The sequence below is a fragment of the Mesorhizobium sp. M2A.F.Ca.ET.042.01.1.1 genome (assembly GCF_003997405.1).
Taxonomy (GTDB): Bacteria; Pseudomonadota; Alphaproteobacteria; order Rhizobiales; family Rhizobiaceae; genus Mesorhizobium.
Genome location: NZ_RZRX01000037.1, coordinates 16,844 through 35,288 on the forward strand (window position 1 = coordinate 16,844; position 18,445 = coordinate 35,288).

Annotated in this window: 14 protein-coding genes and 1 pseudogene; 6 read left to right on the top strand and 9 right to left on the bottom strand. The window is 61.4% G+C overall.

Annotated features, from left to right (window positions below):
- The 7 genes from EOA23_RS08370 to EOA23_RS08405 all read right to left on the bottom strand — a co-directional run bounded on the left by EOA23_RS08370 (position 1) and on the right by EOA23_RS08405 (position 8,434).
- Positions 1-495, bottom strand: coding sequence for a Rab family GTPase (locus EOA23_RS08370; RefSeq protein WP_042639134.1), 495 nt, complete (start codon positions 493-495; stop codon positions 1-3).
- 13 nt (positions 496-508) lie between these two features.
- Positions 509-3,556 (bottom strand): OmpA family protein, encoded by a 3,048-nt coding sequence (locus EOA23_RS08375; RefSeq protein WP_127303574.1) that lies wholly within the window; start codon positions 3,554-3,556, stop codon positions 509-511.
- A gap of 7 nt (positions 3,557-3,563) precedes the next feature.
- The gene (locus EOA23_RS08380) at positions 3,564-4,229 is read right to left on the bottom strand and encodes a hypothetical protein (RefSeq protein ID WP_042639131.1); all 666 of its coding nucleotides are present in this window, start codon (positions 4,227-4,229) and stop codon (positions 3,564-3,566) included.
- 766 nt (positions 4,230-4,995) lie between these two features.
- Positions 4,996-5,961, bottom strand: a complete 966-nt coding sequence (locus EOA23_RS08385) for an MBL fold metallo-hydrolase (RefSeq protein ID WP_127303582.1) — start codon at positions 5,959-5,961, stop codon at positions 4,996-4,998.
- A gap of 523 nt (positions 5,962-6,484) precedes the next feature.
- Positions 6,485-7,243 carry an alpha/beta hydrolase gene (locus EOA23_RS08395; protein ID WP_042639129.1) on the bottom strand — a complete coding sequence of 253 codons (759 nt, stop codon included), beginning with the start codon at positions 7,241-7,243 and terminating at the stop codon, positions 6,485-6,487.
- A 20-nt stretch (positions 7,244-7,263) separates the two neighbouring features.
- Positions 7,264-7,560 (bottom strand): putative quinol monooxygenase, encoded by a 297-nt coding sequence (locus tag EOA23_RS08400; protein ID WP_127303576.1) that lies wholly within the window; start codon positions 7,558-7,560, stop codon positions 7,264-7,266.
- A 55-nt stretch (positions 7,561-7,615) separates the two neighbouring features.
- Positions 7,616-8,434, bottom strand: a complete 819-nt coding sequence (locus EOA23_RS08405) for a DJ-1/PfpI family protein (RefSeq protein ID WP_281058746.1) — start codon at positions 8,432-8,434, stop codon at positions 7,616-7,618.
- A gap of 207 nt (positions 8,435-8,641) precedes the next feature.
- On the opposite strand from EOA23_RS08405, the gene EOA23_RS08410 reads away from it, so the two are divergent.
- Positions 8,642-9,298 carry an NAD(P)-binding domain-containing protein gene (locus EOA23_RS08410; RefSeq protein ID WP_127303577.1) on the top strand — a complete coding sequence of 219 codons (657 nt, stop codon included), beginning with the start codon at positions 8,642-8,644 and terminating at the stop codon, positions 9,296-9,298.
- Here the strand turns inward: EOA23_RS08410 and EOA23_RS08415 are convergent.
- Positions 9,227-12,049: a winged helix-turn-helix domain-containing protein gene (locus EOA23_RS08415; RefSeq protein ID WP_281058747.1), complete on the bottom strand. Its 2,823-nt coding sequence runs from the start codon at positions 12,047-12,049 to the stop codon at positions 9,227-9,229. The two genes, EOA23_RS08410 and EOA23_RS08415, sit on opposite strands and share 72 nt — an antisense overlap.
- Before the next feature lie 907 nt (positions 12,050-12,956).
- On the opposite strand from EOA23_RS08415, the gene EOA23_RS08420 reads away from it, so the two are divergent.
- The gene (locus EOA23_RS08420) at positions 12,957-13,259 is read left to right on the top strand and encodes a helix-turn-helix transcriptional regulator (RefSeq protein ID WP_127303584.1); all 303 of its coding nucleotides are present in this window, start codon (positions 12,957-12,959) and stop codon (positions 13,257-13,259) included.
- A 7-nt stretch (positions 13,260-13,266) separates the two neighbouring features.
- On the opposite strand, the gene EOA23_RS08425 is transcribed toward EOA23_RS08420, so the two are convergent.
- Entirely contained in the window at positions 13,267-14,319 is a 1,053-nt protein-coding gene (locus EOA23_RS08425) for a hypothetical protein (RefSeq protein WP_127303579.1), read from the bottom strand.
- 397 nt (positions 14,320-14,716) lie between these two features.
- On the opposite strand from EOA23_RS08425, the gene EOA23_RS08430 reads away from it, so the two are divergent.
- The 4 genes and pseudogenes from EOA23_RS08430 to EOA23_RS08445 form a co-directional block, all read left to right on the top strand.
- Positions 14,717-15,439 (top strand): heme-binding protein, encoded by a 723-nt coding sequence (locus tag EOA23_RS08430; RefSeq protein ID WP_127303585.1) that lies wholly within the window; start codon positions 14,717-14,719, stop codon positions 15,437-15,439.
- Entirely contained in the window at positions 15,436-17,310 is a 1,875-nt protein-coding gene (locus EOA23_RS08435; protein WP_127303580.1) for a methanol/ethanol family PQQ-dependent dehydrogenase, read from the top strand. Before EOA23_RS08430 ends, EOA23_RS08435 begins: the two co-directional genes overlap by 4 nt.
- A 46-nt stretch (positions 17,311-17,356) precedes the next feature.
- Positions 17,357-18,160, top strand: coding sequence for a substrate-binding domain-containing protein (locus EOA23_RS08440; RefSeq protein WP_189341546.1), 804 nt, complete (start codon positions 17,357-17,359; stop codon positions 18,158-18,160).
- Positions 18,157-18,445 (top strand): annotated as a pseudogene (locus EOA23_RS08445) (cytochrome C); the annotation flags it as partial. The gene EOA23_RS08440 and the pseudogene EOA23_RS08445, both read left to right, overlap by 4 nt.

The window sequence follows — 18,445 nt, forward strand, 5'->3', positions numbered from 1 at the left end:
CTAGTTGGCGACCATCGAAGCAAGCTGACGAAACGCATCGTCGACATGTTCGCCCGATAGCGCGCTCGTCAGATAGACCTGCCATCCACGTTGCTTGAGTTCGTCGATCTCGCCCTCCGGTATCGCCCACCGATCGGTCAGATCGGATTTGTTGAACAGCAATATGAACGGCATGGCGCCGAATTCGGCCTCGCACCGTTCACGCAGCGTGAGCGCCACGGCAAGAGTGGCTGGCCGGGTTCCATCGGCGACCAGCACGAGCCCGGTCGCGCCTCGCACATAGCTGACGCGGAACGAACCGATATCGTCTTCGCCGGCTAGGTCCCACAAGATCAAGTCCACGGTCTTGTCTGGAAACGCGACGCTTTTCTTGTCGATCTTGACGCCGACTGTGGTTAGGTAGTTTTCCGAGAAGATGCTTTGGACAAACCTGCGCACCAGGCTCGTCTTGCCGACGGCGAACCCGCCCAACATGCAGATCTTTTTTTGCAGCATCCCGGGCTCCGCACTACTCCAGGTTCACCGTAACCGAAACGCGGCGATTGGTGGAGTTCCCAGTTCGGCTATTTTCGTTTTCGGGCACCGCCGGCTCAAAGGTGCCGGCGCCGCGAACCAAGAGCAGTTCCGGAGCGACGCCGCGCTTGTTGAGAAGCGCGCGAACCGTCTCGGCACGAGCGGCGCTGATCGACGCGTTGGCCGTCTCACGGCCCGTTATGTCCGAATGGCCGGTCAACATGAACCGCGCTGTGACACCTGCCTTGCGGGCATTTTCGGCGAATTCCTTCAACTGATCAGCCAATCTGTCGAGCACCGGCGTCTGCTCCGGTCCCGGGACAACTCTGCCGGAAGAGAAGAAAATATCGGTCGACTGGATGGCCTCTCTCAACTGATTAAGCTCAGCAAGGTTCAGCTCGCGCAGTTGTGAGACATCCAGAACCACTCCGTCCGCCGAAAGTTGGTCCGCGGCGGCCTGCGCCCGGCTGATCCAGCCGGCAGATGCCTCGCCCACGACAACGATGCGACCCTGGATGATCGAAAGCCGAACCGATTTCGGCGGGGACAGCGACGCCGTCAGCCGCTTCACCACGAACTTCGGATCAAGACTCTGATAGAATTGCCACTGTGAATGAACGCGGGCGGGATCAACCTTCGTTCCGGAAAGCAGAGCTTGCGGGTCGGCGGCAAGAGGGTCTCTCAGACCGGAAATGTAGAAATCTCCGCCCCTTTCCGTTTGTTGGGCGACGATTATTCCCGGTTGGGCCTCAAGTCGCGACACATAGTACTGCCAATGCTCGGCCGCGCGCGCTTCGGGGCTCACATCGCGGACCTTGGAGATGTCGAACTCCGGTCCGCCTTCTGAAAGCTGTCTTGCCGCTGCGCGCGCGCGATCTATCCAGGTGTCGGGAGCCTCACCTTCGGCGACGATGCGGCCATTGACGATCGAAAGTCGCACTTTATCCATCGGATACAGCGACGCCGTCAGCCGCTTCAACACGAACTGCGGCTCAAGGCTTTGATAGAATTGCCAGCTCGAATGAACACGCGCGGGATCGACCTGGGTCCCGGCCAGCAGTGACTGCGGGTCGACGGCAAGCGGGTCTCTCAGGCCGGTAATATAGAATTGGCCATCGCGCACATTCTGTTGGGCGACGATGATCCCGGGCTGGGTCTCCAAACACGACACATAGGCCTGCCAGCGCTCCTCAGGGCTCACGTCACGCACCCCGGAGATGTCGAAGACCGGTCCGCCAGCCGAAAGCTGCTGGGCCGCGGTCCGCGCGCGGTTGATCCAAGCAGTGGTGGCCTCGCCCGCGGCAACGATGCGATCATTGACGACTGAAAGCCGCACCGAATCCGGCGGCGTGAGCGACGCCGTCAGGCGCTTCAGCACGAACTGCGGCTCAAGGCTTTGGTAGAATTGCCAACTTGCATGAACGCGAGCGGGATCGACCTGCGTTTCGGCCAACAGCGACTCTGGATCGGCGGCAAGCGGGTCTCTCAGACCGGTAATATGGAATTGGCCGTCGCGCACATTCTGATCGGCGACGATGATTCCAGGCAGGGTCTCCAGTCGCGACACATAGGCCTGCCAGCGCTCCTCGGCGCTCACATCGCGGACCCCGGAGATGTCGAAGACCGGACCGCCTGCCGAAAGCTGCTGGGCAGCGGCCCGCGCCCGGTTGATCCACGTGGTGGTCGCCTCACCCTCGGCGACGATGCGACCATCGATGACCGAGAGTCGCACCGAATCCGGCGGCGCCAGCGACGCCGACAGCCGCTTCAGCACGAATTCCGGCTCGAGGCTCTGATAGAACTGCCAGTTTGAATGAACCCGGGTGGGATCGACCTCCGTTCCTGGCAGCAGCGATTGTGGGTCCGCGGCGAGCGGGTCTCTCAGGCCGGCGACATAGAAGTCGCCGCCACGGATTTTTTGGTCCGAAACGACGATGCCCGGCTGGGCCGCCAGCCGCGACAGGTAGGTTTGCCAGCGGTGTGCGGATTGCCAGGACAGAAAGGACCAGCCGCCCGCCACGATCAAAACCAGCAGAACCGCCGTCACCACCAGCCACGGAAATCCCTCTTTCGAATCCATGTGCTGCAGTTCGACGCAGGTCTGCAATTGCGTCTCCACGCCTGGCAACTGGGAACTGTCGCCGTCGAACCGCTCCAAGGCCCGCGACGATTCTTGATGGATCCGAAGCAGTACATCGCGGATGACTTCATGCAGTTCCTCCGGAGGATTTCCCCGGATCACCGCAACTAGGGTCGCAAACTGTCCGACTTCCGACCAGAGGCGAAGTTCCCCGAAACGGATGGTGTCGAGGCCGCTATTTTCCTTCTCCTTGAAAGAGTCCTTCACAAAATCCTGGATCGCGCTCAGCATCGAGGAAATCAGTTGAGGGTCTTCGCTGGTTGCGTCTTGGGAAGTTACATGCGCAATCAGGAGCCCGGAAGCGCGGCTGATGAGAAAGACATGTTCCACGCGATAGATAAGAGAATGCTTGAGAACAACTGCAGAGAAGCTTGTCCCCGTTCGCCAGGCTTCAAACCTCCACTTCAACCCATGCCATGTGAATATATGCCTTAGAGACTCATTCAACGACTGGAAGGTTTGGTCGATCTTTTCGCCGATCGACTTGCGAATGGCCGGCAGAAACACCGGATATAATATATCTGTCAGCGTGTTTGGGTTCTTTTGGATGGACCGCTGCGCCGCCCTTTCGACAGCCGGGGCAAGAGCCTCGCCGAGTTGCGTATGGGACGCGCGCGCAGTTGCTTCGGGCAGAACGTTGCCCACCGCGGTGGCAAGCTGCTCGGGTTCGTCGAGCAGGTGCGTGACGCGGGACAGCTCCGAGATCTCGCCGCCGACGAGCAGTTGGCGGAGCCTTTCCAGCCGATGGTCGGCGGCTGGAACACCTTCGTAAAGCGTATGGTTGTCCGGATCGACGTTCCGGGCAATTTCCACCAAAAGGCGGGCCAAAGCCTCGCGATCAATACCGGTATCGTTCGAAGCTTGTTTTTGAGAAAGGCTGATTGGTTCGACGCTCGACGTCAAGTTCCGATCAACTCACTTTCCAGCCACGCTCGGAATTGCCCTTGCTGCCGACGGGATCCTGGTTGAGACATTTCGCGACCTCGACGAACAGCCCGGCCAGAAGATTCCGGTCGGTCTTGACGTTGCTGAGATCGGAAAAGATCTTCTCCATGAGCATTTGGGCGCTTTCGTTCTTCTGCTTGATCTCCTCGCGCAGCAAATGGTCGCTTCTGCTCATGCGATCCGCGAATTCGCGCTCGAGCTCACTCAGTTGATCCGATAAGGCGCGCACCTGCTTTTCCAGCGCCTGGTTTTGATCGCGAAGATTGCGGTCCATCTCCTTGTCGGCCTCGGCGCGTGCGTCCTTTTCGTTGCGCAACTGCGTCGCGAGCGAGTCAACCTGTTTCTTGGCATTCGACTCGTAGGTTTCAAGATTGCGCTTGGTTTCGGATTCGACATCCTTGAATCGCTGCAGGAATCGTTCCTCAAGCTTGGAGAAGCGGCGATCATAGTCCTGCATCTGATTGCCGAACAAAAGATCGCGTATCTTGTCGACACCTGGCGCGTCACCGCCTGGCCCGCCCTCGCGAGCCTGGGAGGCCATGAAGTTCAGCCCGTTTCCCTCTGAATTACCTATCAGATTTGCATCCGCTTTATTTGCCGAAGAAGCGGCACTAGAAGGTTCCTTGGCCATCTCTAACCCCAATTGCCCACTTAAACATTAGGAGACATTAAATTATGTCAGACAAATACCAAGCCCGCAAGGTGGAATCCTCTTGGGTTGAAACTGACTCGTCCGTCCCTTGTTCGCCTCTTGGACAGCAGAGCGCATCGAACGGTCCAAGGGTCTGATCCATCAGAAGCGACTGGCACTCGTCTATATTGCCCTCGCCGACGGTTCTGCAGACTCTCAGTAACGAGTAAAGTGTCCCCCGCATCTTGCGGATTTGCGCACCCAATCTGCGCTCCGCAACCTATGGCCCAGAACCGTCTGAATGAGTTTGAGCTCAGTTTGATCGTTTAGGATCACGTCCCGGTCGCAAGTTAGATAAAACGTTCAACGCCCCCAGCAAATCTCCCGTTTCAAAACCTCAGCGAAGGGTTCAAGCGCGGATGTCTCCAGGGCCGATCCCAAGAGCGATCCCGCGGTAGCAACCAGCCCTATAGTCGGACGAGGTTGTGCGTCAGGTGACGAGAGAGAAGCCATGCAGCAGGGCGTCCGCTGAGCCATATCTTTACGCCGTCGACTCCCGTCCTTGTTATCTGTCACACATTGAAGGCGAGCTGGGCGCGGCGATCGTCCCGGCGGATCTTGCCGCTGTCGCGAAAGCGCCGACGTGTCGAATACCCACAATCCGAGGAGTAGACCCCGGCGGTTGATCGTGGCTCAGAGGTTGCTCGGATTTTGCGTCGTTTCGTCCTCGCGATCGCTCGAATTGCGAAAATGGGTGAACTGGTAATCATACGCCTTGGTACACCAGCCGAGTGAAGAAGCCCGGATCGATGACGGAGTTGCCCCACTTGGCGTCGAAGGTGGCGGTTGGCTTGGCGGCGACCGTCTCGTCGCGCGACCGGCCTTGCTTTTTCAGCTTCGCGACGTTCTCGCGGACAGCCACGAGCATGTCGCGGAACTCTTGGAGTTCCGCCCGGTTGCTGGCAGGCTTGCCGTGGCCCGGAATGATGATCGTCTTGTCCGTCGTCGCGGCCAGATTGGCGTCCGACGCCGCGATCATGCCATCGATGCTGCCGCCGGTGGAATAGTCGATGAAGGGGTAAAGGCCATTCCAGTACGTGTCGCCGACATGGACGATGTCTGCTTCGGCGAACGTAACGGATATGTCGCTGTCGGTGTGAGCAGAGCCGTAATACTTCATGCCTACCGAGGCGCGGTTAACTTTGATCGCGTGCTCGTTCGCGAACACGTCGGATGGCAGCCCGTCTATCGGCAGCGGCAAGAAGTTGTAGTCGTAGTCTTCGACCCGCTGGACCTGCGAAAGGTATTTGCGCGTGTTTTCATGGGCCGTGATCTTTGCCCCGAGCGCGCCAAGCCACGCGTTGCCGTCGGCATGGTCGAAATGCCAATGCGTGTTAATCAAGTGTGTTACGGGATCGGCCGAGAGCTTATCCAAGGCTTCGGTCACGTGTGTCCGTGACACTCCGATGCCAGCGTCCACCAGAAGATTGCCGTCCGGCCCCGTGAGGACGGCGATGTTCCCGCCCGAACCCTCCAGCACGCTAATACTGCCGCGCAGTTGATGCGCGACGATCGGTGATACTGCAGCGCTATCCCTGACAAGACTGACAACACCGCGAGCCTCGGCATACGCTTCCCTGGGACTAAGCCATCCGCCGGTAGCCGCTGAAGCAGAGGCCGCTGCGCAACAGAGGCAGAAACTCCTTCGCGATATCAGATTGGTCTGAGACATCATTTCCACTCCGCTTGGAAGACAATAGCGCAAGCACGACTGACATTTGTCCGTGCTGACACCCACGGCTTTACGCAAGCTTCTTCAGGGCAGCGAGCAGGATGTTGAACACTTCCTGCCAGCCGGAGCCGTCCACGAAGGCGCCATGTACTAGAACGATCGAGACAGGTTTGTCGGCGGCGAAGGAAGCGACGGGGAGGCAAGGATCATGGCGGCGAGAAATCCCCTGATTGTTCGTCTCACAAATGACCTCCAATGTATCTTGGCAACCGCCGCGACGGTATCGCGTTCAGCCATGTCCTCTTTGGGGCCTGCTGCTGTCCGTCCGCTTGTGGCACTGCTCGAAACAACCGCCGTCGCGTGTTCAGCCGCTCAAGCATTCAACGGGGCCGACGCCAGCCATCCGGGAAGGCCGCGTCGGCAGTTCAGCATAGTTGACGGCCCTTCCGCCGTTCGATGAAGAGAGACTGCCGCTGGGCGGTCTCGCTGTCTCCCGTTGGGCCTGTATGGGTTACAACCGGCATTAATTCGTCTGGGCGGCCACGCCAGCGATGAAGTCGGCGACCTCCTGAGGATGCGAGAGCATCACCGCGTGGCTGGAGTCGATTTCCATCACTTTTGCTTTCGCGCGTGCCGCATTGGCGCGCTGCTGGCTGGGTGGGATCATGTGATCTTTGGTCGTCACCATGAAATAGGTCGGCTTGTCCTTCCAGGCGGGGGCGGTGATCTTTGTCTGCACGGCTTCCAGACCCCAGGGCACCTGCGCATCCGCCATGAAGCGAGCCGTCTTGGGATCGACGTCGGCAGCGAAGGAAGTCGGGAACTTCTCCGAGTCGCAGAGCAGGAAGTTGTTACTTGGCGGGAGCAGCGGCGCCTTGTCCTCGCCGGGCGTGGGCGCCGTCGCGATGTCGAACACGGATTCTCCGGCCTGGGGTGCGTAGGCGGCGAGGTAGACCAGGCTCTGCACCTTGGGCAGATCGCCAGCCTCTGTAATGACCGCGCCGCCATAGGAATGACCCACAAGCACCACCGGCTTCTTGGCCCTGGCGATAACCTGGCGGGTCGCTTCAACGTCACCTTTAAGGGTGACAGTCGGGTTCTGCACCGCCAAGACCTCGTAACCTTTCGCGGACAGGATGTCATGGACGGCCTGCCACCCGGAGGCATCGACGAAGGCACCGTGAACGAGCACGATTGAGACGGCCTTTTCGGCAGCGGAGGCTGCGAGCGGGGAAGCGGTTGTGATCATGGCTGCGAGTAATCCTGTAATTGCACGTTTCATTGTCCTGTTCTCCTAGCGTTTCATGTGACGTCGAATGGATCGAGAACGATCGGCGTTCGTTCGGCCAGATCGCCGATCTTCTCTGCATAGTTCTTGAAGTGCGGCGTCTCGCGATGGGCGTTAAGCGCGGTGTCGTCCGAGTAGAGCTCGTCAAGTATGAAGCGGTCCGGATTGGCACGGTCGCGCCAGATGTCCCATCTCATATTGCCGGGCTCCGTCCGGCTGGATACTCGTGTGGCGCATAGGAGCCGCTGGAGCTCCGCGGCCTTGCCTGGCCGAGCGGTAAGGATTCCCACGATCTTGACGCCGGTCGACATGATCCAGTTCTTTCTCCGAGAGGTTGGGTCGGCGCCGAGGCCGACCCGCAGGACCTCAGGCGGCGCGCTTGCCTTCGCACTGGCGGTCGAGCGCAGCGATCAGCGCTGCACCGATCGGATGATCCGAACGCGGGTTCTGGCCCGTGATCAGTTCGCGATCCTCGACCACATAGGGCTCGAAATCGACCGGAGTTGTGGTCACGTTGGCGCCTGCAAGCGTCAGCGCGTAAGGCATGTGGAAATAGATTTTCGCGTGCAGGATGTTGTCCTCGATCACCTTCTCTTCGCTCGAAGAGAATATCGTCATCTTGTAGCCCGCATACTGCCAGCCTTTGGCCCACTCTGCCGCCTTGTCCGGATCTCCGGCAATCAAAGCCGCGCGAAACTCGCGTGCGTAGGGCATCGCGGCGACCGCTGATATGGGTCCGTGGCAAAGCAGGGCCGTGGGCTTCGCCTTCTCATGAAAATGGCGGAGCACATCGCCGACGTCCTGATCCTGCATGAGGTCGACGACCGGGGCCTGCCCACCCGGAGCGAACACACCGGCGTAGTTGTCCAGCCCTTCTTCGATTACCGACCGGAGCGTTCGCGGCGTCATCGATGGATGGTCGGCGTAGAAGGCCTTGGCGCGATCGTACGCCGCCTTGTCGCCGCCGAAATGCGCCGGCGCATCAGAAGCCTTGTCGATTACCGGTTTTTCGCCATTCGGCGTCGCGAGCACGACCTCATAGCCGGCATCGATGACGGCCATTGCTGGAACGACCGTCTCATTGAGGTACTGTCCTGTAGCGCCCCACCGGCCGCCCTTGATCTCGATCCTGGTCGCATTGGACCCGAGAATAAGCACTTTTCCTTTGCTCACATTGTCCTCCATTGCGTGTCGTAGGTGGACTTGGCCTCCAGCGCTCGGTGGAGGGCACCGTTTCAGGTCGGTAAGTGGACGATAGGTTGGGCGGGCTAAGCCGGCGAGTGAATCGATGTGAAAAGTTGCTGCGCCAGTTGCTTCGACGTTCACATCGATTCATTCGCTTAACGGAGCGCCGTGCATCATCCTGGAGCGAGTCCGCGAGCCAACCAGCCCATGCCCCTCCAACCATCTCAGAGCAGTCTTCCCGATGTCGAGTATGCCAGGATCGGTATCATTGGCTGTGGGCGGCTCGGCTCAGCCATCGCGCGCCTCGCAGTGGGGGCCGGCATGGTGGCGGTTGTCAGCAACAGACGAGGAAGGTCAACCCTTCAGGATTTTGCAAGGGAACTCGGGGACCTGGCCGTCGCCGCTAGCGTGACCGAGGCGGCGCAAGAGGAAATCGTCGTGCTCGCCGTACCATGGTCCCAGCTTGCCGTGGCGCTACTGGAAGTGCCCGATTGGGACGGCAGGATCGTGATCGATGCAACGAACCCCGACATGCCTACCGCCGCACTCCCCGATTTCCTGGCGAGGAACTCCAGCGAGATTGTATCCCACCTCGTCCCCGGCGCACGACTGGTAAAGGCCTTCAACACGCTGCCGCCTCAGTTGCTGCTGATGCCCCCGGAGGCTGCGACTGGGCGGCGTGTCATCTTCTTTTCTGGCGACCATGCGCGTGCCAAGGCGGTGATCGGCAGGATGATCGCGCATCTGGGCCTGGCCGGCATCGATCTCGGCCGACTCGCCGAAGGCGGCAGGTTACAGCAGTTTCCCTCGGGTGCTCTTGTCGGTCTCAATCTCATCAGTATCGGCCCGTCGACTGTCTTCTAGCCCCGTGAGCAGCTGTGCGGCTTCGACGAGATCGACCGTCTCGAATCCCTCCGTGAATCTTGCCCGCAACTCAGACAGGAATGCGTGCGCCACAGCGATCCTGCCCTGTTCCGCCAAAAGACGCGCCAGGCTGATGCCCGTGCGGAGCTCCCAGGCAAGCGCCCCTTGCCGCCGGGCCCAGTCCAGGGAAAGTAGAAAAGTCTCCTCGGCCGCATCGGGTGCCCGTCGTGCGGCCAAAAACTCGCCTTTGACGCGCAGCAACTCCGGAAAATACCAAACGTCCCCCGAGCGTTCGGCGAGTGCGAGTGCATGCTCGATCACTGTCGCCGCATCATCAGCCCGGCCCGTCGCGGCGAGACCCTGCGCCAGGGCGGCCCGAAGCGACGCGTAGTGAGCGTGAAAGGCCGCTTTCGGGAGCTCGGTGAGAGCCACCTCCAATAAACGGGAACCAGCTTCAGGATCGCCGTCGCGGATCATGATCTCGCCCCGGTAGGCTCGAATCCAGACGCCGTAGCTGACTTGCCGCGCTACCGCGCCCTGCAGCAAGGCCAGCAGCCTATCGGCGGAAGGCCTGTCGCCCGCCAGGAGCGCGACCCGGCAACCCGACAATGCGGTCGCATGAAATATCGAAGGATCGTGGGCAAGGTTTTGTGCCAGTTGCGCACTGGTCTCGACTATTTTCATTGCCTGCTCGGGAAAACCCTGAAGCCAAAGCGTCAGAGACAATGCCGAATAGGCCGTGACCCGTTGATCGAATTGGAAGCGGATCAGATGCGAACGATCGGACGGAGCCACATATGAGCGAAGGACCTGTTCCATCCTGCTGCGAGCGGCCTGCAATTCTCCCTGAGCCCAGAGGACCGTTCCAATGATCCGATCGCCCACGACGGGATCGGCAACATCCGACGACAGCGCCGCGACGTCCCTGAACTTGCGCGCCGCCTCGAGGGCCCTAGCCTGGCTCTCGCCGGTGTGATGGCCAATCCAGATGCCCCATAGTGCACGGAGCTGATAGTCGATGTCGCCGATCCGCTCAGCGATTTGGAGCGTCGCTGACCAGGCCAGTTCCGACTCCGGTCCCGGCCCCTTGGTCAGGGTCGAGGCCGCCGCAAATGCTGCGAAGAGCTGCATCTCGCGCTTGCCTCCGCGAGCGACATCGGGACTCAAGACTGAGAGAGCGCGTTCGACGCGAGTTCGGCATTCCTCGAGGAGGGTCAGACGAGTCCACAGCGGAACGGCGTTGGCAGTGAGCGCCACGCCGACATCACCGTCGCCATCAGGCGATAGAGCCCAATCAATGGCAACGTGGACGTTGTCGATGCAGCTGCTGTACTCGGCCATCCACTCGGCTAGCGGCTTGCTGAAAAACTCGGAATGCGCCCGATCAAGAAGCGCGGCGTAGTAGGATGCGTGGCGACGCGCCGAGGCGGAGCTTTCGCCTGCCTCGGTCAGCTTCTCGCGAGCGTAGCTTCGAGTCGATTCTAGCAACCTGTATTGGGTCACCGTACCGCTGGTGTCGGCTGCCACCAGCGACTTCGATACCAGGCCTGCAATCACGGCCGCTGTATCGGACCGGGAATGGCCGCTGGCGGCAGCGACGGCAACCGCCGGCTCCATCGTCACGGCTCCGACGAAGACCGACAGACGCCTCAGGACGGTTTGCTCGCTTTCCGACAGCAGTTCATAGCTCCAATCAAAAGTTGCGCTCAAGGTCTGCTGACGCGGTAGCGCCGTTCGCCTGCCGCGGTTCAGCACGCGAAATCGTTCGTCTAACAAAGATGCAAGTTCTCGCATGCCAAATGCATCGACTCGGCCAGCTGCGAGCTCGATAGCAAGCGGAATTCCGTCGAGGCGACGACATATGTCGGCGGCAAATGGCACCGTCGAATCATCGAGTTCGAAATCGCTTCGCGTCGCCTTCGCACGATCGACAAAGAGTTGCGTGGCCGGAAAGCTGAGCGCCTCGGCCGTCGTGAGGCCCTCCAGCCGGGTCGGGAACTCAAGCGACGGCAATCGTGCCACGGTCTCGCCGAGAGCGCGAAGGGGCTCGCGGCTCGTGGCCAGGACGCTGACTTGTGACGTGTTTTGGGTGATCCGTTCTGCCAGTTCAGCCGCCGCGTCGATAAGATGCTCACAATTATCGAGCACGATCAGCATGTGTTTGTTCTGGAGGAACTCGAGAAGCTCGGGGGTCGCGTCTTTGGAGCGGACCGGCTTGCCCAATGCCGTGGCGAGCGCAGTAGGGACGAGTCGTGGGTCAACCAATCGTGCGAGTTCGACAATATATGCCCCATCGGAGTAACGCGTCGCGACAGATTCCGTGACAGCCAGTGCGACGGACGTCTTCCCCATTCCTCCCGGACCGACCACGCTGACAAGGCGCCGTTCGCACAGAAGGGCGTTCAGCGAGGCCACGAAGTCATCACGGCCGAAGATGCGAATTCCGGCGACCACTTTCCCGTCGCTTCGCGGTCGTGCGGCGGCGTCTATTTGGCGAGGCACCGGTTCTCCGGTTGTTGCGACTGGCGCGACGAAGCGATAGCCACGGCCGGGAATGGTGGCGATGTATCGGTTATCGCCTTCGCCGTCGCCAAGCGCTTTACGCAGGGCAGCGACATGGACCCTGAGACTACTCTCCTCGACAGCCGTGTTGGGCCAAACGATATCGAACAGCTCCCTCTTGCTGACGACTTCGCCAGCACGTTCGGCCATCGCGACAAGGATCCCCAAGGCGCGGCTACCAATCCGCACAGGTTGATCCCCGCGTACCAGCAGCTCCCGCGCAGGAAGCAAGTTAAAGGGGCCAAATGACAGCGTCCTGCGATCTGAATCAGTGCCCAAGCGACTGCGCCTCGCGCTTCGACAGTCGTGCCGCAAGGTACAACCGCGACTGTCATTGCTAGCAACACTTTCAAATGAGCGCGTTTAGGCGTCGTACGCAAGCCACTCGATCAGCAACGACATCCTGAGAAGGGGGCCCTATGTCCCTTGCTCAACTCGACGCGAGCATCGTCCGGGTCGATGTTCGATCGTGCATTTGCTAGGTCACGCGGTGTGCCGTTCGCATTTGCCACTGGCGCCGAAGCGATCGCCGCCGATCTGGCGGATATCGCGAGGCTATAAAAACCGAAATCTTAGCGTGCACTCGTTCCCCCGGTTTCGAGCGAGAGGGAGCGCCAACCGTGCTGGTTGGTTCCGGCGTGCCCTGAAAAAGGGGAACCCGCGCGCCCTCGGCGAGGACGCGGGCCGGTGTTTCCACCATTCTGCGACCGCTTGAGGGGGACAGTCGCAGACCTTCTCAACATGGCAAACTGCAGCTTGTTCCGAGTTGCAAGAAGAAAACCCGCCGAACAACGTCGAGGCCCGGGCTCATGATCGCGCCACGCACGCGCTCACATACAGTGGCAAACCCTCACAAGGAAAAACACGCCCACTCCGTAAGGGATGACAAGAAGTCCGAGGGCAATCCAGTAACCCGGCTGCGCCATTGCCGCGAAGTCTGAAAGAAGCTGTTTCATCGCCACCGAACGAAAGGTGATCATCATTGTTCCAAGGGGCAGCGGTCCGGGGGGCATTTCGCCTGCGATTTTTGGGGGCAAGGGAACATGTTCTTGAACTTTCAGTTCGAGACACGATCAAAAAGCAGTGGAGATGTCTGGTGGCTCCTCTAACACCAGAGCAGGTAATAGCCGCCCGAACCTTGTTGAACTGGCCGCGGGTGCGGCTTGGGGCAAAATGCGACTTGAGCGAAGCGAGCATTCGCGAATTCGAGCGCGGGGGTCGGGTTCCCTCGGCGGAAAAACTGCTTGCCATGCGCCAGGTATTGCAGGCCGCCGGCGTCGCGTTCTTTGGACAGGACAGCTCCGGCAAGCCTGTCGTGCGATTGCACCCTTGGAAAGCTCCGCACGCCACCAATCTCGCCGGGGGCGAAGCCGGGATAATCGGCAACAGCGAAATGTGACCACAGGTCAAGGAAGCTGCGCCAGCTCTTCGCGTGACAAGCCGCGGTCGTTTGGTAGAAGCGGCGCCGTTGGACTGCCCAGGTGACGCGACAAGGCTTCGACAGTTGGGGCATAGCGTTTTCTGAGCGATGCCAGTCGCTCCAAGCCATGCGGTTTTGGGGTTCCGTGGCCTGCCCTTACCGCACGTTCCAGGACCTGCTGCAGCACCTCTCTATCGGTTGTCGGGCGGCCGATGTCGAGCCGAAGCAACTTGCTCAGCTCGTCTGCAAGGTGGGTGCCTTCCTCACGCAGCAGGACAGCCTTGCCGCGCAGTTTGGGCTCATCGATCGCCTCGATGACGGCAGCAAGGTCCAACAACGCCGCGAGAGTGGCAGGCCACCCCGCACCAGTCTCCAAAGACCGGAAATAGATCAGGAATGGGTGCGATGCATGGCTCTGCAGCACCTCTGCGCACCAATCCCTGCCCTTTACGAGCACCTGTTCCAGCTCGTCCTTGCAACCGAGTGAAGCATAGCGCTCCAGCAGCGCCACCGCGGACGGCGGATCGCCTGACGCTGTGGTGATCTTGAGGATGCCGGAGTCACGCCTGCCGATGCTGGTCTGCACCTGAAGCAGGTAGGTGACGGCCATCGTCATGACCGACAGGCCGCAGAATCCCGCCGCGATGTTGACCCAACGGGCAGGACCGGTCGCGTCGGTCTCGCTCAGGCCAACCGTCACCAGGCTGCTTCCGGCAACGAACACCGACTGGGAGAAGGTCGGCACCGCGGGCCGGTACCAACCGCTCAGAGCAGCCACCATCAGCCCGAAGCCGAAAATGAGAAGCAGCATCCAGCCGGTGAAGGACGCTACCAGCACGAAAGGCGCGAACGCCGCCGGGATGGCGGCACCGCGTCTGCGCGTATGCCGTAGTCCGAACAAGCCGGCGAAAACCATCCGGCTTGCGAGACGCAGGGACGCCCGGCTCTCGCCCGGCACAACGACGGTGTCAAAGACATCGCGAAGCGTGAACCAGACCACAAGGGCTCCGACGACGAATTGCAGGATATCGACGAACATCTCCTGTAACGCCCAGACCGGACTTGTGTTCAGAAACCCTGGCCTCCCTCTGCGTCGGACTCGCAGGGAAGCCGGAAGGGTAAAGCTCTCCGAGCCGCCGATCGGTCACCTCAGCCCCGGAGCCGGCAAGATCGCAACCGGCGACAGTTATAAACGGGCGTGCGTATCAAAACGCCGTGATGGGACGAAGCGATCTGCTGCGGATTCGGCTCCGTCCGATTCCTCTTCCGATCCGGCAGCCTCGGCCAGCCAACCTCGCCAGTGCAGCCCTTCGCGATGTTCGAGGAACAAAGCAGCCGATTGTCAGTTCGGTGACATCAACAAACGTTTTCGGGTCATGGCTCATCGTCGGTTCCTGTCACTAGCTCTGGGCCTGCTTGTCCTGGCGTTTAGCTCGATGCAGCAAGGCACTGCTCGGGCCCAGGCGCCCTGCCCGGCCGACCACGACAAGCTGCTCTCGGCCTTGAAGGCCAACGTCAAGGCGAGCGGCGGCCCCGCGAATGGCGGCTTCGAGACCAATGAATGGGCAGCGATCGTAGCTCGCGACGGCACCGTCTGCGCTGTCGCCTTCAGTGGACCCACGGTTGATGCGCAGTGGCCGGGCAGCCGGCTAATCGCGGCCGAGAAAGCGAACACGGCCAATGGCCTTAGCCTGGCGAACATGGCGCTTTCGACAGCCAACCTGTACGCCGGGGTGCAGCCCGGTGGGCCGCTGTTTGGCCTGCAGGCGACCAACCCCGTCAACGAAGCAGCGGCTTACGCAGGCGACCCCAAGACGTTTGGCAGCGCCAGTGACCCGCTGATCGGCAAGCCGATCGGAGGCGTCGTCGTGTTTGGCGGGGGCCTGGCTCTGTACGACGGCAAAACAATTGTCGGCGGCCTCGGTGTCAGTGGCGATTCCTCCTGCGCCGATCACAATATCGCCTGGCGCGTGCGCGCAGCCCTCGGCTTCGACAAGGTCCCGGCGGGCGTCAATCCCAACCGAAAGGACGCCATCATCTACGATCTCGATCCCGGCGGAAAAAGCGCCTCCGGCTGGGGTCATCCGCTTTGTGGCGGCCACGAGGCCGACATTGCGGCTGAAATCGGTTCCGGCGTCGGAGGTTCGACGCCCAAATGAAGCAAGCGCACCCAGCACGATCCAGGGACCACGCCTCGCTGGCCGGCTACCCGTCGGCACTCCGAAGATATTCTCCAAGCATCCTTGCGACCCTGCTGCTGGCTTGCGCTACGTTGCTGATGGCCGCTTCACAGGTCCCGCCAGCATCTGCGATCTCTCCGCCTGCCGCGGCCGCGCCGCCCGATGACGGGCAATGGACGATGCCGGCCAAGAACTACGCCTCGACGCGCTATAGCGAGCTCGCGGAAATCAACGAAGGCAACGTCAAGAACCTGCAGGTCGCCTTCACCTTCTCGACCGGAGTGAACAAGGGCCAGGAAGCGGCGCCGCTGGTCGTCGGCAACACGATGTATATCGTCACGCCCTTTCCGAACATCGTCTACGCGCTCGACCTCTCCAAGCCCGGCGCGCCGATGAAATGGAAATACGAGCCCAACCCCGAACCGGCCGCGCAAGGGGTCGCGTGCTGCGACGTCGTCAACCGCGGCGCGGCCTTCGCGGACGGGCGCATCTTCTTCAACACGCTGGACGGCCATACCATCGCGCTCGATGCAACCAGCGGCCAGCCAATCTGGAACGCTCATATCGGCAACATCAATATCGGCGAGACCATCACCATGGCGCCGCTCGTGGTGAAAGGCAAAGTGCTGGTCGGCAATTCCGGCGGCGAGATGGGCGTGCGCGGCTGGGTCAAGGCGCTCGACGCCGGCGACGGTCATGTCGTGTGGACGGCTTACAATACCGGGCCCGACAAGGAGGTGCTGATCGGCCCGGACTTCAAGCCGCATTACGACATGGACAAGGGCAAGGACCTCGGCGTCACGACATGGCCGCCCGAGGCGTGGAAGATCGGCGGCGGCAACATGTGGGGCTGGATTTCCTACGATCCCGACCTCAACCTGATCTTCCACGGCACCGGCAATCCCGGCCCGTGGAATCCCGACCTGCGGCCTGGCGACAACAAATGGACGTCGGGAATCTTCGCGCGCGACCCCGACTCCGGAGCGGCGAAATGGTTCTATCAATGGAGCCCGCACGACCTCCACGATTATGACGGCATCAACGAACAGGTCCTGCTGGACATGAACTGGCACGGCAAGCCGCGCAAGGTGCTGGTCCGCCCGGAACGCAACGGCTATCTCTACGTCCTTGATCGCGCCACCGGCGAGGTCCTGTCTGCAAAACCTTATGGCCCCGTCAACTCCAGCAAAGGCGTGGACCTCAAGACCGGCAGATTGATGGAAAACCCGGACAAGCTGACGGGTACCGGCAAGGTCGTCCGCGACATCTGTCCGACCGCGTCGGGCCTCAAGGACTGGCAGCCTTCGGCCTTTTCGCCGAAGACCGGCCTGCTCTACATCCCGCACAACAATCTGTGCATGGACGAAGAGGGCGTCGAGGTGAACTACATCGCCGGCACGCCCTATGTCGGAATGAACGTCCGCATGATCCCCGGGCCGGGCGGCAATCGCGGCGCCTTCACGGCCTGGGATATCGCCGCCGAGAAACCAGCCTGGAGCCTCAAGGAGAATTTCCCGGTGTGGAGCGGTGCGGTCGTGACCGCCGGCGACGTGGTTTTCTATGGGACGATGGAAGGCTGGTTCAAGGCGGTGAGCGCCAAGACCGGCGACCTGCTTTGGCAGTTCAAGACCTCGTCCGGCATCATCGGCCAACCCATCACCTATCGCGGCCCTGACGGCCACCAATATGTCGCCGTTTTGTCCGGCGTCGGCGGCTGGGCCGGCGCCATCGTTTCGGGCGACCTCGACCCGCGCGACGCCACCGCCGCGCTCGGTTTCGTCAATGCGATGAAGGATCTGAAGAACGCGACTACGGCGGGAGGCACGCTTTATGTGTTCCGTCTGCCCTGATGCATTCGGCTTGATCCACGGCGTGGCCCAGAAGCTGCTCACGCGCATGGCGCCCGGCATCGCCGCGCTCGCCTTGCTGATCTCGCCGGCGACCGCCGGCCCTCGTGAGCTCAGGGTCTGCGCCGACCCGAACAACCTGCCCTTTTCCAACGCGGCCGGCCAGGGCTTCGAAAACAGGATCGCGCAGATCATTGCTGACGATCTCGGGGCGAAGCTGACCTACACCTGGTGGGCGCAGCGCCGCGGCTTCGTGCGCAACACGCTGAAGGCGGGACTGTGCGACCTCGTGCCCGGCACGCCTGCCAATCTCGAAATGCTGCGCACCACCACGCCCTATTATCGGTCGTCCTATGTCTTCGTGACGCGCCAGGACAGCCCGGACGTGACCTCCTTCAACGACCCGCGGCTGCGCGACTTGCGCATCGGCGTTCAACTCATCGGCGACGACGGCGCCAACTCGCCTCCTGTCCAGGCGCTTGGCCGCCGCGGCATCGTCGGGCACCTCATCGGCTACCCCGTCTATGGCGATTACTCCGCTCCCAATCCGCCCGCGCGCATCATCGACGCGGTGGCGAGCGGCGAGATCGACGTCGCCGTCGTGTGGGGTCCGCTTGCCGGCTATTTCGCCCAGAAACAGAGGGTGCCGCTACGCGTCACGCCCGTTGCGCCGCGCATAGACGGACCGCAACTGCCCATGATTTACGATATCTCCATGGGCGTTCGGCGTGACGACGATGCGCTGCGTGGTGATGTGAACAGCGCTCTCGCCAGGCACAAGGCCGAAATAGACGCCCTGCTGGGCCAATATGCTGTGCCTCGCCTCGATGCCTCCGGGAGCCCTGTGCGATGAGACCGGTTGCCGCGCTGCTCCTGTTCGCGTCGCTGGCCCTTGCTGCCTGCCAGCGCGAGGAACGGGACACACGCCCGCAATCGGCGCTCGGCTCCGGCGAGCAGCCGACGCCGGTGACAACGCTGGAACCCGGCGGGCAGCGCCCCTCCCCCACGGACAACAAGGCGGCGAGCTTCGAGGCCAATGCCTTTCATCTGAGCGAAGGCAAGCGCCTGTTCGGCTGGTTCAACTGTTCGGGATGCCATGCCAATGGCGGCGGCGGCATGGCATCCCGAACAGTTGAAC

Bases quoted from the DNA above. Each gene is read 5' to 3' on its own strand.
- EOA23_RS08370 (WP_042639134.1), bottom strand. From the start codon at position 495: ATGCTGCAAAAAAAGATCTGCATGTTGGGCGGGTTCGCCGTCGGCAAG.
- EOA23_RS08380 (WP_042639131.1), bottom strand. From the start codon at position 4,229: ATGGCCAAGGAACCTTCTAGTGCCGCTTCTTCGGCAAATAAAGCGGAT.
- EOA23_RS08385 (WP_127303582.1), bottom strand. From the start codon at position 5,961: ATGTCTCAGACCAATCTGATATCGCGAAGGAGTTTCTGCCTCTGTTGC.
- EOA23_RS08395 (WP_042639129.1), bottom strand. From the start codon at position 7,243: ATGAAACGTGCAATTACAGGATTACTCGCAGCCATGATCACAACCGCT.
- EOA23_RS08400 (WP_127303576.1), bottom strand. From the start codon at position 7,560: ATGTCGACCGGCGTCAAGATCGTGGGAATCCTTACCGCTCGGCCAGGC.
- EOA23_RS08405 (WP_281058746.1), bottom strand. From the start codon at position 8,434: ATGGAGGACAATGTGAGCAAAGGAAAAGTGCTTATTCTCGGGTCCAAT.
- EOA23_RS08410 (WP_127303577.1), top strand. From the start codon at position 8,642: ATGCCCCTCCAACCATCTCAGAGCAGTCTTCCCGATGTCGAGTATGCC.
- EOA23_RS08425 (WP_127303579.1), bottom strand. From the start codon at position 14,319: ATGTTCGTCGATATCCTGCAATTCGTCGTCGGAGCCCTTGTGGTCTGG.
- EOA23_RS08430 (WP_127303585.1), top strand. From the start codon at position 14,717: ATGCAGCAAGGCACTGCTCGGGCCCAGGCGCCCTGCCCGGCCGACCAC.
- EOA23_RS08435 (WP_127303580.1), top strand. From the start codon at position 15,436: ATGAAGCAAGCGCACCCAGCACGATCCAGGGACCACGCCTCGCTGGCC.
- EOA23_RS08440 (WP_189341546.1), top strand. From the start codon at position 17,357: ATGGCGCCCGGCATCGCCGCGCTCGCCTTGCTGATCTCGCCGGCGACC.